11 protein-coding genes and 1 tRNA gene are annotated in these 17,823 nt (G+C 38.3%); 2 read left to right on the top strand and 10 right to left on the bottom strand.

The window, feature by feature from the left end; translation table 11 throughout:
• Nucleotides 1–22: 22 nt before the first annotated feature.
• From FBT53_RS01860 to FBT53_RS01835, 6 genes are read right to left on the bottom strand one after another with little or no spacing between them, the layout of a single operon-like run.
• Nucleotides 23–1,387 carry a quinol:cytochrome C oxidoreductase gene (locus FBT53_RS01860; protein ID WP_169630302.1) on the bottom strand — a complete coding sequence of 455 codons (1,365 nt, stop codon included), beginning with the start codon at nt 1,385–1,387 and terminating at the stop codon, nt 23–25.
• A gap of 10 nt (nt 1,388–1,397) precedes the next feature.
• Nucleotides 1,398–1,967 carry a cytochrome c gene (locus tag FBT53_RS01855; protein WP_136949470.1) on the bottom strand — a complete coding sequence of 190 codons (570 nt, stop codon included), beginning with the start codon at nt 1,965–1,967 and terminating at the stop codon, nt 1,398–1,400.
• A gap of 1 nt (nt 1,968) precedes the next feature.
• Nucleotides 1,969–2,496, bottom strand: a complete 528-nt coding sequence (locus FBT53_RS01850) for a DUF3341 domain-containing protein (protein ID WP_136949469.1) — start codon at nt 2,494–2,496, stop codon at nt 1,969–1,971.
• Entirely contained in the window at nt 2,496–4,244 is a 1,749-nt protein-coding gene (gene nrfD, locus FBT53_RS01845; RefSeq protein WP_136949468.1) for an NrfD/PsrC family molybdoenzyme membrane anchor subunit, read from the bottom strand. Before nrfD ends, FBT53_RS01850 begins: the two co-directional genes overlap by 1 nt.
• 31 nt (nt 4,245–4,275) lie before the next feature.
• Entirely contained in the window at nt 4,276–7,416 is a 3,141-nt protein-coding gene (locus tag FBT53_RS01840; protein WP_136949467.1) for a TAT-variant-translocated molybdopterin oxidoreductase, read from the bottom strand.
• A 28-nt stretch (nt 7,417–7,444) separates the two neighbouring features.
• On the bottom strand, nt 7,445–8,794 hold the full coding sequence (locus tag FBT53_RS01835) for a cytochrome c3 family protein (protein WP_136949466.1): 1,350 nt from the start codon (nt 8,792–8,794) through the stop codon (nt 7,445–7,447).
• 217 nt (nt 8,795–9,011) lie between these two features.
• Between FBT53_RS01835 and FBT53_RS01830 the strand changes: the two genes are divergently transcribed.
• On the top strand, nt 9,012–9,392 hold the full coding sequence (locus FBT53_RS01830; RefSeq protein ID WP_136949635.1) for an SPOR domain-containing protein: 381 nt from the start codon (nt 9,012–9,014) through the stop codon (nt 9,390–9,392).
• Nucleotides 9,393–9,433: 41 nt separating this feature from the next.
• Here FBT53_RS01830 and infB read toward each other — a convergent pair whose 3' ends face one another.
• The 4 genes from infB to FBT53_RS01810 all read right to left on the bottom strand — a co-directional run bounded on the left by infB (nt 9,434) and on the right by FBT53_RS01810 (nt 14,208).
• The gene (infB, locus tag FBT53_RS01825; protein ID WP_136949465.1) at nt 9,434–12,244 is read right to left on the bottom strand and encodes a translation initiation factor IF-2; all 2,811 of its coding nucleotides are present in this window, start codon (nt 12,242–12,244) and stop codon (nt 9,434–9,436) included.
• A 43-nt stretch (nt 12,245–12,287) separates the two neighbouring features.
• Nucleotides 12,288–13,520 (bottom strand): transcription termination factor NusA, encoded by a 1,233-nt coding sequence (gene nusA / locus FBT53_RS01820; RefSeq protein WP_136949464.1) that lies wholly within the window; start codon nt 13,518–13,520, stop codon nt 12,288–12,290.
• A 12-nt stretch (nt 13,521–13,532) separates the two neighbouring features.
• Complete coding sequence (rimP, locus tag FBT53_RS01815; protein WP_136949463.1) at nt 13,533–13,994, bottom strand: ribosome assembly cofactor RimP; 462 nt, start codon at nt 13,992–13,994, stop codon at nt 13,533–13,535.
• A 142-nt stretch (nt 13,995–14,136) separates the two neighbouring features.
• Nucleotides 14,137–14,208 (bottom strand) — tRNA-Gln (locus FBT53_RS01810).
• Between the two features lie 169 nt (nt 14,209–14,377).
• Here FBT53_RS01810 and FBT53_RS01805 point away from each other — a divergent pair.
• Nucleotides 14,378–17,722: a DUF2723 domain-containing protein gene (locus FBT53_RS01805; protein ID WP_136949462.1), complete on the top strand. Its 3,345-nt coding sequence runs from the start codon at nt 14,378–14,380 to the stop codon at nt 17,720–17,722.
• Nucleotides 17,723–17,823: the final 101 nt, after the last annotated feature.

Genomic DNA, 17,823 nt, shown 5'->3' with positions numbered 1-17,823 from the left:
AACTACTTTCGCTTTCTCAATATTAATAATGGAACTGTCTACTCTCTTCTATAAACGGGTTACGTTTAGGCATCAATTCTTCTTTAGTTAAAGCATTAAACACAATAAATATGAATAACCCTGCAAAGAAAAGAATACCACCTATTTCCGGAACACCAAAATGCCAATTCTCGCCAACGGTTGCCGGCATCACCATATTAAATACATCTAAATAGTGACCAAATAGAATTACAATTCCTACCATAACTACAAACCAGTTAACGCGCTTGTAATCACTATTCATCAATACTAATAATGGGAAGATAAAATTAAGGGCAAGCATACCAAAGAAAGGCAATTTGTAATGCTCAATCCTAGAAATATAATAAACAGCCTCTTCCGGAATGTTTGCATACCAAATCAACATAAATTGACTAAACCATAAATAAGTCCAGAAAATTGATATACCAAACATAAACTTGGCTAAATCATGTATGTGACTATTATTAACCTGCTCCAATAATCCTTTAGACTTAAGGTAAATAGTAATTAAGGCAATTGTTGTAATACCAGAAACAAACATACTAGCAAAAACATACCAGCCAAATAATGTACTAAACCAGTGTGGATCAAAACTCATTATCCAGTCCCAAGACATCATAGATTCGGTGACCAAATAAAAGACCAAGAAACCTGCTGATAATCTGAAATTTTTCACAAAATTGCTGTTATCATCCGCCTCATCCTGTGCCAAAGAAAGCTTCTTTGAATAAAAACGGTACGCAATCCAACCTGCAAGAAATATTGCAGCCCTTATTAAAAAGAAAGTAGGATTTAAATAACCGCTTTTTCCTTGAATCAAAGCATCATGAGCAACGACCTCTTCATCCGCCCAAGTAAATAAATGATTAAAATGCATCACTGACATTGCTAGTATAACAAAAACAATGATACCTCCTGGCGCTAAATATGCAGTTATCCCTTCCATGACTCTAAACAATATAGGTGACCAGCCTGCTTGAGCTGCTCTTTGTATTGCATAAAAAGCCAACACTCCTAAAGAAATCATAAAAAAGAAGAATGCTGCCACATATAAAGCTGACCAAGGTCTATTTTGCAATTGATGAAAAACATGCTCATCATGAGCTGCTCCATGGTCTTCACCATGCGCTTCTGTATTAGCATGTGCATTAACAGCATCGTGATCGTTACCGTGCGTATCATTAGTATGTTCCGCTGCTGAACCATGTGCACTTCCATGACCATCGCCATGGGCCGAAGCTACCATTTCTTTTGCCTCGTCTACCGTACTAGGGGCAGAAACAAAGCCAATGCCTAAACAAAGTGCTCCAACTACCATTAGGATGATAGAACCTATTTTTAACTTATTTGAAAACGTGTATCTCATGCTAGTTTCCTTATTTAGATAAGTCTCCCTTTAATTTTATTACGTACTCTGCTACTTGCCAAAGTTCTTTTTCACTACTCATTTGAGAAGCATAAGAACCCATGGAATTAAGACCATAGTACATGGTGTGATACGTACTACCTACGGTAATATTTCTAGCAGCATCTGCATAAGAAGGCACACCCAAAATTTTCTCTCTTTTAACTAAGGTACCTTGACCATCACCCTTAACCCCGTGGCAAATGGCGCAATATATAGCATACAATTCCGCACCTTTAACCATATTATCTTCATACTGCAAAGAATCTAATGGACTCGCTTGTAAGCGAGCTAACTCTTTACCTTCTGGAGTATTATCAAATTGATATGGCAACCACTCTCTATTTACCGTGTTCTCTGGCGGTGTTAAGGCCTCTGTACCATCTTTAAACAAACCATTGTCCACCCCCTCATACGTTTCATAACCAACTGATTCATACATATTAGGCATGTATTGGTAGTTGGGGCTATTCTTATCAAAACAAGAAGAGGCACTAATTACAAGACCTAGTCCTAAAATAATTTTTACTAACTGCTTCATGTTATGCGTCCTTTTCTTTCACAGATACCTCTATTGCACCCGTATCTAATAACAACTCCTTTAACTCGTCCTCGTTACCATGTATACCAATTTCCATTAAGAAATGATCATCGGTAGTTCTCTTGTCTGGATTCTCAGCCTCTTTAAATGGCCACATTCTGCTTCTTAAATAGAAAGTAATTACCATTAAGTGGGCCGCAAAAAATACTGTCAACTCAAACATAATTGGCACAAAAGCCGGCATATTGTCTAAGAAACTAAAACTAGGTTTACCACCAATATCTTGTGGCCAATCTTCTATCATTATAAAATTCATCATAGTGATAGCGACCGTTAAACCTAAACACCCATATAAAAAAGCTGTAATAGCTAATCTAGTATCGGATAAACCCATTGCTTTGTCTAATCCGTGCACTGGAAAAGGAGTATATATTTCCTCTATATGATGATGCTCTGCACGTACCTTTTTTACGGCATTCATTAGAATGTCATCATCCGTGTAGACTGCATGTATAACTTTAGATGCCATTATTGCTTTTTATCGTTTAACAATTTTGCTTGTCCAGCCCAATCGTCTCTAAGCGCTCTGCCCGGAAAACTTCCTGTGATACTGTCTAGCAACTCATATTCTCTTTCTGTCATTCTTGCCACTTGAACAAAAGTATAGATACCTATTTCATTCAAAGAACGCTCCATCTCTGGACCTACACCTTTAATATTCTTTAAGTCGTCCGCCGTATCCGTAGTTGGGTCAAAAGTACCTATCGTGCTTAACAGCTCATTTACTCCTACTTTATCCCCTACTGCAGGCACTACTTCTCCCATAAGAACATCATCAGTTATCGGCTCTTCTGCAATGACAGTTCCTCTTGTAGGCATTTCGTATGCTGGCTTACCTTCTTCTCTCAATCTTTTATAACGCTCACCAGAAGCTTTTAAGATAGACTTCACCTCTGCCTGTGCGATTACTGGAAATGTTCTAGAATACAACAAGAACAATACAAAGAAGAAACCTATTGTCCCTATGAAAATACCTATATCAACAAAGGAAGGAGAGAACATAGTCCAAGAAGATGGCAAGTAATCCCTATGTAATGAAGTAACGATAATCACAAAACGCTCGAACCACATCCCTATATTTACCACAATTGAAATAAAGAAAGAGAACATGATACTTGTACGCAGTTTTTTAGACCACATAAATTGCGGAGAAAAAACATTACAAGTCATCATACACCAGTATGCCCAAGCGTAAGGTCCCGTTGCTCTGTTCAAGAAGGCATACTGCTCATATTCTACACCAGAATACCAAGCAATGAAGAGCTCCGTAATATATGCACAACCTACAATGGACCCAGTAATCATGATAACTATATTCATCAACTCTATATGCTGAACTGTAATATAAGCTTCTAGATTACAAACTTTACGCATAATGATTAGAAGTGTATTTACCATTGCAAATCCAGAAAAGATAGCACCAGCCACAAAGTAAGGCGGAAATATAGTAGTGTGCCACCCAGGTATTACTGACGTTGCAAAGTCAAAAGATACAATGGTGTGCACGGAAAGTACAAGAGGCGTTGCCAAACCAGCAAGTACCAATGACACCTCTTCAAAACGTTGCCAATCTTTTGCTCTACCAGTCCACCCAAAACTTAACAAACCATAAATCTTTTTCTGGAAAGGTTTCACAGCTCTATCCCTAATCATGGCGAAATCTGGCAATAATCCCGTCCACCAGAATACTAACGAAACTGATAAATAGGTAGAAATTGCGAATACATCCCATAATAAAGGAGAATTAAAATTCACCCACAATGAACCAAATTGATTAGGAATAGGGAGTACCCAGTAAGCCAACCAAGGCCTACCCATGTGTATAATTGGAAAAAGACCAGCTTGCACCACCGAGAAGATTGTCATCGCCTCTGCAGAACGGTTAATCGCCATCCTCCATTTTTGTCTAAATAATAAAAGTACTGCAGAAATTAAGGTTCCTGCGTGACCAATACCTACCCACCATACAAAATTAGTGATATCCCAAGCCCAGTTAACGGTCCTGTTTAATCCCCAAACCCCAATACCGGTAGATACCGTATATAAAATACATCCAAGACCCCACAAAAAAGCCACTAATGCAATGGAAAAAACAATCCACCATTGTTTGTTGGCCTTACCTTCTACTGGCTTGGCGATATCCACGGACACATCGTGGTAAGTCTTATCCCCAAGTACCAAGGGTCTTCTAATAGGTGCTTCGTAATGCGACGCCATATTAACTACTTCTTAGTTTTATATTCTTTGGTTATGCTTCGTTGGTATTTCTAACTTTCACATGATAGAATACATTAGGTTTAGTACCTACGTGTTCTAACAAATGATACGCTCTTTTATCTTTTTCCAACGATGCGATTAAGCTTCCTTCTTCGTTTACATCACCGAACTTTATAGCGCCACTACTACATGCAGCAGAGCAAGCTACAGCATCATTAAACTCTCCTTTGGCTACCGGCCTACCTTCTTTCTTCGCATTCAAAATAACCGCTTGGGTTTGCTGAATACAGAAAGAACATTTTTCCATTACACCTCTAGAACGAACAACAACATCTGGGTTTAATACCATTTTACCCAAATCGTTATTCATGTGGAAATTAAACTCATCATTATTATTGTACAAGAACCAGTTAAATCTACGCACTTTATAAGGACAGTTATTCGCACAATATCTTGTACCCACACAACGGTTGTATGCCATATGGTTTTGTCCCTGTCTACCATGAGAAGTTGCAGCAACTGGACAAACAGTTTCACAAGGCGCGTGGTTACAATGTTGACACATTACTGGCTGGAATGCTACTTGAGGATTTGCTGAAGGATCTTCCATCTGCCCAAATCCACCTAGAGAACCATTGTCTCCGAATAAACCATCCATGCCTTCTTTCTTCTCATTATCGCCCTCAAAGGTTTCTTCAGAAGAATAGTATCTATCAATGCGCAACCAATGCATATCTCTAGATAAACGCATCTCTTTTTTACCCACCACAGGAACATTGTTTTCCGCATGGCAAGCAATCACACATGCACCACAACCCGTACATGCATTTAAGTCTATAGATAACTTAAAGTGATGACCCACAGAACGATCAAAACTTTCCCAAAGGTCAACTTCTGGAGAAGTTACCAATGTTTCTTGATGATCTAAAGAAACGTGCGGAATAGGATTCCATTCACTAGCTTCTTTTGTATTGAATTCATTTAAGGTAGTTTCTTTTATAATATCTCCCCTACCCATTAATGTATTGTGCAACTGAATACAAGCAAACTCATGCGTACCTGCAGCTTTAGCAATACTGGCCGATTGCACATTTGAGAAACCTTTATACAACGGATACACATTAACACCCGTTATCATTTCCTCTTGCATACCAGCTTTTCTACCATAACCAAAGGAAAGTCCTATAGTCCCCCTTGCCTGTCCTGGCTGAATTAAAACTGGCACGTTGCTAACAGTAACACCATCAACAGTTATATTGGCATAACTACCATCTAAACCACCGTTGGCCACGTTATAATTTTCAAATCCTAATTCAGCAGCATCAGCCTTAGAAACGGTAACATAATTATCCCAACTAACCCTAGAAATTGGATCCGGAAATTCTTGCAACCACGGATTGTTTGCCATTTTACCATCACCCATACCCGTCTTAGGATATAGTATCAACTCCAACCCTTCTGCCTTACTAGCAGCTAAAGCACGCAAGGCAGCAGAAATATTAGCCTTTTCAGAGGTTTGCTCAACCTCGGCATCATCAGACATATCTACGACAGAAGCATCACTCTGAGTTTCAACCACCGTCACCGGCATTTCAAAAACACCATCTTGCAATGCAGCATTGAAACTTGCCCCACCTAAAATTGATGATGACCAATTCGTTTTAATATAATCATAAAAGCTATCTTCTCTGCCCATCCATTTTAAAAGACTCGTTTGCAACTGACGCGTATCAAACAATTCTCTTATAACAGGCTGAGTTAAGCTGTAAAAACCTTTCTTAAGCTGCACGTCACCCCAAGACTCCAAATAATGAGAAGCAGCAGCAACATGTGTTACAGCCTGTGCGGTTTCATCATTATTCAAAGCAAAAGCAACAGAAACATCCACTTTTGCTAAACCATCTAAGAAATCTTGAGCATTAGGCAAAGAGTAAGCAGGATTTACGCCGTCTATCAACAACATACCTACCTTACCAGCTTTCATGTCCGCCACCAGCTTATTTACTTTAGATACATTACCTTGACGCACATATCTAGGCGCAGCAGCATCAAAAGCTTTACTAGCCAACAACTTATTAATTACAAGCGTAATTAATTGAGCATTAACATCATTTAATCCGCAAACAACTACCGTATTTTGCTTTCCTTTTTTATTTATTTCTGAGGCGATAGAAGCAACAATTCCATCTACATTAGAATTCCCGCCACTGACATTGTTACCACTTAACTTTCCATACAATTTAGCCAAAACCACTTTCACATCCGAAGGCTTTAAAGCTATTCGCTTATCAGCATTAGCCCCTGATAAAGTCATATTAGACTCCAACTGAACATGCCTAGACATTTTTCCATTCTTAGGAACTCTACCCTTAGCATAACCAGCGTCATAACCACCACCTTGCCAATCCCCTAAGAAATCAGCAGCAAATGATACAATCAAATCTGCTTTTTCGAAATCGTAATCAGCCAAAGCACGCTCCCCGTACATTTTATCAAATGCAACAAGCGCAGCCTCCTCAGTTATAGCATCATAAACAACATGGTTTACACCACCAAACTGCTCAGAAAATTCCGCAATTAATTTTTCTGTAGAAGGACTAGCATATGTTTGCGACAATAGAGCAACTTGCTTGCCCGAACCCTTTAAAGAATTCAATTTGGCTTTAACTGTAGCATCTAAAACTTCCCAAGAAATAGTATCACCATTTGCCATCGGACCTTGAATACGCTTACTGTCGTAAAGATTCAACACAGAAGCATTAACCCTAGCATTAGCACTCCCTAAAACAGAAGCCTTATCATGATTAGCTATTTTAATTGGACGACCTTCTCTAGTTTTAACTAAAACACTTGCAAAATCAAAACCATCAGCAATTGTTGTCGCATAGTAACTAGGAACTCCAGGTACAATATTTTCTGGCAATACCACATAAGGAACAGATTTATTCACCGGACCCTCGCAAGCAGCCATAGTGGCAGCCGCAGTACTAAAACCAACATACTTTAAAAAGTCTCTCCTTGTAGTACTAGACTCTTCCAGAGTTTCCTTATTCCCAAGAAAATCATCTACGGGAATAGGTTGCGCAAACTCATTTTGCTTTAGCGTCCCAACAATGGAATTGTTCGGATCTAATTCCGCCTCACTTTTCCAATATTTCTTGTTTGATGCCATATTTATATTTCGAAATAACTTCTTATGATTAATAGTGGCACTTACCACACTCAAGACCACCCATTTGAGCAGCCGTTAACTTCTCAACTCCATACTTCTTAGACAACTCTTCGTGTATTTTAGCATAATAGCCGTTGTCCTTCAACTGAACTTCAGTTTCTCTGTGACAGTTAATACACCAACCCATAGTAAGTGGTGAATACTGATACATAATCTCCATTTCCTCTACAGGACCGTGACATGTCTGACACTCAATTTTCCCAACCTCTACGTGTTGCGAGTGATTAAAATAAGCGAAGTCTGGCAAATTGTGAATCCTCACCCATTCTACCGGCTGACTCTCACCTGTATATTTCTGATTCTCCTCATCCCAACCTACAGCTTTATACAATTTCTTTATCTCACCAGTATAAAACTCGTTGGTATAACCATTAGCAATATCTTCCGCAGAAGGTCCTTCAGGATTACCCTTATACTCGTATATTGATTTATGACAGTTCATACAAACATTAAGCGAAGGGATACCAGAGTGCTTAGAAACTCTTGCAGAAGAGTGACAATATTTACACTCAATTTTATTATCACCGGCGTGTATCTTATGCGAGTAGTGAATTGGCTGTACTGGCGCATACCCTTGATCAACACCCACCTGAGACATATATGCATATGCAAAATAAGCTGCACTTAACAACAACACAACAACCGTTACCAAAACCAAAAATTGATTTTTAGCAAAAGCCTTCCATATAGGCATACGCTTTTCTCCAGCTTCAGAAGACAACACCACACCATTTGCTTCCGCTATTCTGCGCAATGTTTTATTCACCAAGAACAACATCACCACCAACAGACCAAACACCAATGCAAGCGCCCCGAGTATCACCTCATTAGAAACCCCACCAGAAGCAGCAGGAGCAGCAACAGCATCACCACTTGCCGCAGGTACATCAGCCTTTTTGGGAGGCGCCGCAGTATATGCTAAAATATTATCAATATCCTCATTAGATAACGTTGGGAAAGCCGTCATCGCAGCTTTATTATACTCGTTGTATACTTTATTAGCATACGCATCACCAGAAGCAATCATCCCTGGACTATTTTTAATCCATGAATACAACCACTCCTTATCGAGCCCCTCTTCCTCTGCCAATCTTGTCTCTACATTACCTAACGCAGGTCCCGTCATTTTACGGTCCAATGCGTGACATGCCGCACAATTCTGATTAAACAATTGCTTACCTTTCACTGGATCCCCACCAAGATTGCCTTCTGCAGGCGCATCTTGTGCCGACAACGACACCGATACAAACTGAGTCAACAGTAGTAAACCTAAACTAAAAACCTTTGAAAATTGAATGCGGTTGAACACCTTTTTCATATTAACCTTATTGCTGTCAATTATTTGGCACGATGTTTTCATTTGACGATCAAATCTTTACGTCTACCGTGTTCCAAATTGCTGACAAAAATACGACACAGGCAGGTTTTTTTAAATGTTAAGGTATTTATAATAACTAATTTATAATAATTCTAAATAAATGAAAGCCACGATGTTTAACCAGATTCATTTACTTTTGCCTTCTAAGTTTTTAATGATGAGCAAGAAACACATTTATTTCTCTGTATTAGCAGCCCTTTTTGGCATCACCTCTTCTTTTTCACAAACGCAAATAGGAACCATAAACATTGAACAAGATCCAAAAATCAACAAATTAATTGACGCCTATAAAGAAGCCAATAGTAATAGTGGCTACTATCAAATACAAGTAGGTTTTGGCAATAGAAATGCCGCTTTTGCACTAAAGCAAGAAGTTGATGCCGACTTCCCAGACTGGTATACCAAAATTGAATTTCAAGAGCCCACTTACCGAGTTAGGGTAGGTAAGTATAGAGACAAATTAGAAGCAGAAAGAAAATTCTTAGAAGTACGCAAAAAATATCCCAATGCAATGCTTTTAAAAATAGAAAAGGATTAAGCTAAGCTTAATCCTTTTTTTTATCACTGTTGTAAACTTAATTACAATTTCTTTTTAACTGCCACTTCTTGGAAAGCTTCTAAGACATCATCAATTCTAACATCATTATAATTCTTCACCTGAAGACCACAGTCATATCCTTTTGAAACTTCTTTGACATCGTCTTTAAATCGCTTAAGACTAGACAGCTCACCCGTATACACCACAACTCCATCTCGTATTAATCGGATTTGAGAGTTTCTAAAGATTTTACCGCTAGTTACCATACAACCTGCAATTGTACCCACTTTAGAAATTTTGAACGTTTCTCTAATCTCTGCTGTACCCGTAACCTCTTCTTTCATTACAGGAGATAACATCCCCTCCATTGCATCTTTAAGGTCATTAATAGCATCATAAATAATAGAATAGGTTCTAATATCTATCTCTTCTTTATCTGCCACCATTCTAGCATTACCCATTGGCCTAACGTTAAAGCCAATAATAATAGCGTCAGAAGCACTCGCTAATAAAACATCAGACTCTGTTATAGCCCCAACACCTTTGTGAATGATATTTACCTGAATCTCATCTGTAGACAGTTTTTGGAAGGAATCCGTTAATGCCTCAACAGAACCATCCACATCACCCTTAAGAATTATATTCAACTCTTTAAAGTCTCCTAGCGCTATACGTCTACCAATTTCATCTAGAGTGATATGACGTTGCGTACGAACCGATTGTTCTCGCTGCAATTGCGAACGTTTGGCTGCTATTTGCTTAGCTTCTCTTTCATCCTCAAGAACATTAAACTTATCACCAGCCTGTGGCGCTCCATCCAAACCTAAGATTGAAATTGGAGTTGCCGGTCCTGCTTTTTTAATGTTTTTACCGCGCTCATCTTGCATTGCTTTAATCTTACCGCTACAAGTACCCGCTAGCACATAGTCCCCAATAGAAAGCGTACCATTTTGAACCAAAATCGTAGAAACGTACCCCCTACCTTTATCTAAGAAAGCTTCTACTACCGTACCACCAGCTAACCTATCTGGGTTTGCTTTTAATTCTAGCAGTTCCGCTTCTAATAAAACTTTTTCTAAAAGCTCTTTAACACCTTGACCCGTTTTGGCAGAAATATCATGAGATTGGATTTTACCACCCCAATCTTCTACCAACAAGTTCATTTGCGCAAGACCTTCTTTTATTTTATCAGGATTCGCTGTAGGCTTATCCACTTTATTTATTGCGAATACTATAGGCACTCCTGCTGCTTGCGCATGGCTTATTGCCTCTTTAGTTTGCGGCATGATACTATCATCCGCAGCAATAACAATTATAGCAATATCCGTAACCTGAGCTCCACGAGCACGCATCGCAGTAAACGCTTCGTGACCTGGAGTATCTAGGAAAGTTATTTTTTGACCACTCTCTAAAGTAACTCCATACGCCCCAATGTGCTGAGTAATACCTCCACTTTCTCCGGCAATTACGTTCTCTTCACGAATATAATCTAACAAAGAAGTTTTACCGTGGTCTACGTGACCCATTACCGTTACAATAGGAGCTCTAGGCTGTAAATCCTCTTCTGCATCTTGCACCTCTTCAATAGCCTCTTCAATCTCCGCCGTAACAAATTCTACCTCATATCCAAACTCATCCGCAACAATACTTAAGGTTTCTGCATCCAAACGCTGATTCATGGTCACCATCATCCCAAGAGACATACACGCAGAAATTATTTCCATAGGAGAAACCTCCATCATGGTAGCTACTTCATTAACAGTAACGAATTCCGTTACCTTTAATACTTTGCTTTCTTTTTCTTGCTGTTGTAAATCTTTCTCTGTTTGCTGACGGTGCTGATCCCTTTTCTCCCTACGATATTTAGCGCCTTTACCTTTAGAAGATTTACCTTGAAGCTTTTCTAAGGTTTCCCTTACTTGCTTTTGGATTTCTTCCTCTGTAGGCTCCACTTTAGGAGCATTGTTGTTACGCTGCCCACCTTTACGGTTATTATTCCTACCTCGGTTATTATTGTTGTTACCACCAGGACCACCGCCAGGTTTATTACTTACAATACGCTTACGCTTTCTGCGATTGTTATTGTTATCTTTTTTGTCGTCTTTCTTATCGTCCTTTTTCTTCTTAGGTTTTTCAAACTTACTTAAGTCGATTTTAGCACCCGTAAGCTTAGGACCAGAAAGTTTCTGATATTTTGTCTTAATGGTATCTGAACCTGGAGTAGGAGTTTCTTCTGTTTTAGCCGCTTCTACCTTTGGCTCCTCTTTTTTAGGCTCGGGCTTAACCTCTGGTTTTGAGGCTTCTTTTTCAGCTACTGGTTTTTGCGGTTTAGGCAGCTCTTCTTTTCTAGGTTGCTCTGGAGTTTTAACTTCAACTTTTGGTTGCTCCACATCCTTTTTAGGTTCCGTTTTAACCACCTCTTCCTGCTTTGGCTGCTCCACCTCTTTTGTAGGCTCTTCTTTAGGCTCCACAGGTGCGCCAGGCTTTTTATCCAAATCTATTTTACCAACAGTTTTTGGACCCGAAAGCTCAACACGCCCCTTAATAACCTCGCGTTGCGACTGTCTTTTTTCTCTTGCAATTCTGCGCTCTTCCTGTTCGCGCTCAATTTGCATTCTAAGCTCCTCTTTTTCCTTTTGCTTTTCTTCAGCAACTTCTTTAGAAGCCACCTTCTTGCTCTTATCGGTCTGGAACTCATCCAACAGCACTTGATACACCTCACTAGATATCTTGGTCGTTGGTCTCGCCTCTATATCATGCCCTTTAGATGAAAGGTAATCAACGGCCCTATCCAATGAAATGTTCAATTCCCTTAGAACTTTATTTAATCGTATTGTTGGGTTTCCTGCCATAAAAATCTTTATACTCCCTTAAAATTAGCTGCTAATATATACTTTAATCTTCAAACTCAGCCCTTAGTATACGCACCACTTCTGCAACAGTCTCTTCTTCTAAATCTGTACGCTTTACTAAATCGCCAACTTCTTGCTCCAATACACTCCTCGCTGTATCTAGACCAATTTTCTTGAATTCTTCTATAATCCAAGTATCAATTTCATCAGAGAACTCTGTCAATTCTACATCTTCCTCTACTCCTTCACGGAAAACATCTATCTCATAACCTGTAAGTTGACCCGCCAACCTAATGTTATGACCTCCCCTACCAATTGCCTTAGAAACTTCTTCTGGCTTTAGGTAAACTTGAGCTGTTTTCTTTTCTTCATTTAATTTAACAGAAGAAACTCTTGCTGGGCTTAAAGCTCTTGTTACTAAAAGTTGAGTATTATTTGTCCAATTGATTACATCAATATTCTCATTACCTAACTCTCTTACAATGCCATGGATTCTAGAACCCTTCATCCCCACACAAGCTCCCACAGGGTCAATCCTATCATCATAGGAATCAACTGCTACCTTAGCTTTTTCCCCAGGAATGCGTACCGCTTTTTTAATTGTGATTAAACCATCAAAAACCTCTGGTATCTCTTGAAAAAATAATTGCTCTAAAAACTTAGGTGCTGTTCTAGACATTATAATAGCTGGTTTATTACCCTTAAGCTCTACACTATCTATAACACCACGTACGTTATCTCCTTTTCTAAAGAAATCTGAAGGTATTTGTTTGTCTTTAGGCAAAATAATCTCATTACCTTCATCATCTAACAAAATGATTGCTTTGTGACGAATATGGTGCACTTCTGCCGTATAAATCTCACCTTCTAAATCTTTAAACTGCTTATAGATGGTGGTATTATCATGCTCATGAATTTTTGAAATTAGATTTTGACGCAATGCCAAAATAGCCCTTCTACCCAAATCCATCAACTTCACTTCCTCAGAAACATCCTCACCCACTTCAAAATCTGGCTCGATTTTTCTTGCCTCTGTCAAGGAGATTTCTTCATTAGGATCCTCTACCTCATCGTCTTCTACAACCACACGATTTCTCCAAATCTCCAAGTCACCCTTATCCGGGTTTATAATGATATCAAAATTATCATCAGAACCGAATTTTTTCTTTAAGGCATTACGGAATACATCTTCCAAAATTGCCATAAGGGTCACCCTATCTATAAACTTATCATCCTTAAATTCACTAAAGGATTCAATAAGCGCCATGTTTTCCATTGCGGTCTACAATTAAAATTTTAAAACAACTTTTGCTTCGTCTATTTCAGAAATTGAAAACTGTTCTTCTTTCTGAACGGTATGCTTTCCTTTACCCACCGGTTTAGGCTCTCTAGCCTTCCAAGCTAAGGTTATGGTATCCGAGTCTGCTGCTATCAGCTTTCCCTCTATTCTATAATCGCCTTGTCTAATCTCTAAACTACGACCAATATTCTTAGTATACTGCCTTGGCAACGTTAAGGGTGCAGTTGCGCCAGCAGAAGTAACTTCTAAAGAAAAATCTTCTTCTTCCCTGTCCAAATTATGCTCAATAGCACGACTAACATCCATGCAATCTTTAAGATTTACCCCATCATCACCATCCAAAACCACCCTAATGTGGTTATTTGCACCAACAGTTAAAGATAATAAGAAAAGGTCCTTTCTTTGCTCCAAAGCACTATCTAACAACCCTTTAACTTTTTCCTTAAACATAATCTACAAGTAAAAGAAGAGGGGACCCTTAGTCCCCTCATGTATTTTTTATCCTTTCAACCCTGCAAATATACGATTATTCCACAGTAATCAAAAAGGGGCGTAAAAACAAAATCCCAACTCAAAGGTCGGGATTTTCTTGTTGGCCTACTAGGACTCGAACCTAGAATGACTGAACCAAAATCAGTAGTGTTGCCAATTACACCATAGGCCAGTACCATTTTGAGCGTGCAAATTTAATACAAACTTTTAGGATAGCAAACATTTTTTTTAAATATTAATTTTAATTCTTGCTGAAATAGCCTGTTAAAGCTTTTAGAAAAATACAGTTAGATGTTTTATTAATTTGGTAAATTCGCCCCAATTGGTAAAGAACACACCACATGTTTGCAAAAAATTTTGACAAGTGGAACACCATTTTTGGGTGGACCGCATTTTCTATTGCCTTAATAACCTATGTTTTAACTGTAGAACCCACGGGTAGTTTTTGGGATGCTGGAGAATACATAACCACCTCTGCTAAATTACAAGTTGGCCACCCGCCAGGAGCTCCTTTATTACAAATGATTGGAGCTTTCTTCTCTATGTTTGCTTTTGGAGACAATTCTAAAATTGCTTTAATGGTAAATTTAGTTTCTGTGGTCTCTAGTGCCTTTGCTGTATTATTTACCTTCTGGATTATTACCAATATGGCTCGTAAAATGAGCAGCCAAAAGACCGTAATTAGCAATAATAAAGCAATTGCAATTTTTGGTAGCGGATTTGTAGGCGCCTTGGCTTTTACTTTTTCTGATAGTTTTTGGTTTAATGCTGTAGAAACTGAGGTGTATGCTATGGCTAGTTTAATAATGGCATTGTTGTTATGGCTAGGGCTTAAATGGACAGACCGCTTAGATGACCCACGTGGCAACAAATGGTTATTGCTAATATGTTTTGTAGTTGGCCTAGTTTTTGGAATACAGTTTATGGGCTTTTTAGCCATACCCTCCATAGGCCTACTTTATTATTTTAAAAAGTACAAAGACACCACCATTAAGAACTTTTTACTTGCGAATATTGCTGTGGTTGCCATTTTAATGTTGGTTTATAAATTTAGTTTAACCTACGTTTTAAAACTTTTTGGCTGGAGCGAAATTTTCTTTGTAAATCAGGTAGGACTACCATTTAATTCTGGCACCATAATAATGGGACTCATTTTTATAGCGGTATTCTATTTTGGACTTTCTTATACCCGTAAAAACAATTATTACACAGGCAATTTAATTGTTCTTTGTTTTATGTTTTTGATTTTAGGATTTTCTTCTTGGCTAATGCTTCCTATCCGTGCCAATGCCAAAACAGTAGTAAATGAGAACAATCCAGAAGATGCACGTTCCTTACTAGCATACTATAACAGAGAGCAATATCCAAGTCCAGAAAGCCCTTTTTATGGTTCTTATTATTCTAATGCTTATGCCGCAGCAGGGGAAGAATTAGACGACCAACCTAAATATGAAAAGGACGAAAAGTCTGGCAAATACATTATTGTAAACCACTACAAGGATGCAATTCCTGGTCCAAATAAAAAGCATATAGGATTCTTACCGCGTTTATGGAGCGAGCAAAATGCAGAAAACTATATGCGCTATTTTGGCAGGTTAGATTTTAAAATAAAGCCAGAATACATTGCAGACATTCAACTTAGAGATGCCGTAAAACAATTTAAACAATTAGATGCGGAAGGAGAAATAGATACCGAGCAATACATTAAGTTTCTAAATAGTTTTGCAGATTACATAGACGTACAACCACCTACTCTAGGACAAAACCTAACGTATCTTTTGGAATTTCAGTGGAGCTACATGTACATGCGCTATTTTATGTGGAATTTTGTCGGTAGACAAAATGATGTGCAAGGCAGGTATGACGACAATGGACAGTGGCTTAGTGGAATTAGCTTTATAGATAGTATCCGTTTAGGAAGCCAAGACAATTTACCTTCCGAGGTATTGGATAATAAGGCTAGAAACACCTATTTCTTTCTACCTCTATTGTTAGGAATTATAGGTATGGTTTTCCAAATCAGCAGAGACCCTAAAAGTTTCTGGGCACTGTTTGTATTCTTTTTGTTTACAGGATTGGCTATTCAGTTTTATACAAATCCATATATTTTTCAACCTAGAGAGCGCGATTATTCCTTAGTAGGCTCATTCTTTGTTTTTTGCATTTGGATAGGTTTTGGTGTATATGGCTTGTATGATGAATTAAAAAAGTTACTACAACCTAAGATTACAGCTCCACTAGTTAGCCTGCTATGTTTAGCAGCTGTACCATTACTTATGGCCTATCAAAACTGGGATGATCATGACCGTAGTGGAAGGTACACTGCCAGATCTAGTGCAAAGGCGTACTTAGACTCTTGCCAAGAAGATGCTGGTGCAATTTTATTTACTATCGGGGATAATGACACCTTTCCATTGTGGTATGCGCAAGAAATTGAGGAGTACCGTACGGATGTCCGTATAGTAAACACTAGCTTATTTGCTACAGATTGGTACATTGACCAAATGAAGCGGAAAGCTTATGAAAGCGACCCTATTCCTTCTCAACTAACGCATGACAAATATAGTTTTGGTAATAGAGAGGCAATTTATTATCAAGGGATTACAGAAAATCGTTGGAGCATTAAAGATTTTATGAATTGGGTGGGCAGTGACAAACCCCAAACTAAATTTAGATATCTTTTAGAAAAAGAAGGTAGAGATTTAACAGGTTTCTCAGAAAGCAACTTAGATATTGTTTATTATCCTACAAATAAAATCAGAGTACCTGTAAACAAAAAGAACGTTATAGAAAGTGGTCTTGTTAAAGAAAAAGACTCTGCCCTAATAGTTGATTATATAGATATAGACCTTCCTAAGAGTGCATTGCCTAAAAACCGCATTCTTATGTTAGATATTATTGCAAACAACGATTGGAAACGCCCAATATACTTTTCTGGTGGAAGCTTTGATTCTTCTGAATATATTTGGATGAAAGAATATCTACAATTAGACGGCTTAGTGTACAAATTGGTTCCTATTAAAACGGAAAATCCAAATTCTTTTGAATTAGGGCGAATAGATACTGATTTGATGTACAACATTGTTAAAAAGTGGGATTGGGGCAATTCTGGCAGCTCGGATATTTATCATGATCCACAGACTAGATCTCAAGGGCTTTCTTTTAGAAGTAATCTTGCCAAGCTAACCGAACAACTTATAGCTGAAAACAAGATAGACCGTGCCAGAGAGGTTATTGATATTACCATGACCAACATGCCCGTAGAATATTTTGGCTTTTACGCATTTGTAGAACCCTTCATGGATGGGTATTATAAAGTTGGAGAGCAACAAAAGGCTAGAGCTACTTTTGAAAAACTTAAAAAGATTTATCAGGAACGTTTAGAATATCTAGCAAACATTCCTCAAGACCAGCAATACGAGAAAATTGAAGATATCTTAAATAATCTAGAAAGCTATCAACGAATTGTTTTCATTACACAAGACAACAATGATACTGAGTTTGCAGAAAAAGAGTCGTTGATTTTAAGGGAATATATTGGACTGTTTGATAATTTTATAGATGACAGCGAGCCACAGATGCCATCAAGCACTACCTTAGACACCCCGATGGACTCTATGCCACTAGACACCATACCTGTAGACACAACGCTTATATTAGAAGATGGCACCACTGTAGCAAATTAATGCTGCAGTGGAGTCATTACTCTAAATATATTTATGTAGGCTTAAAAAGGGCATAAGAAAAACCGATAGTTTATCTAGCTACCATAAAAAAGCGAAAAACT

The organism is Flavobacterium sp. ASW18X, from assembly GCF_005144745.1.
Classification (GTDB): Bacteria; Bacteroidota; Bacteroidia; order Flavobacteriales; family Flavobacteriaceae; genus Croceivirga.
This window is presented reverse-complemented; position numbering and strand designations above follow the sequence as displayed.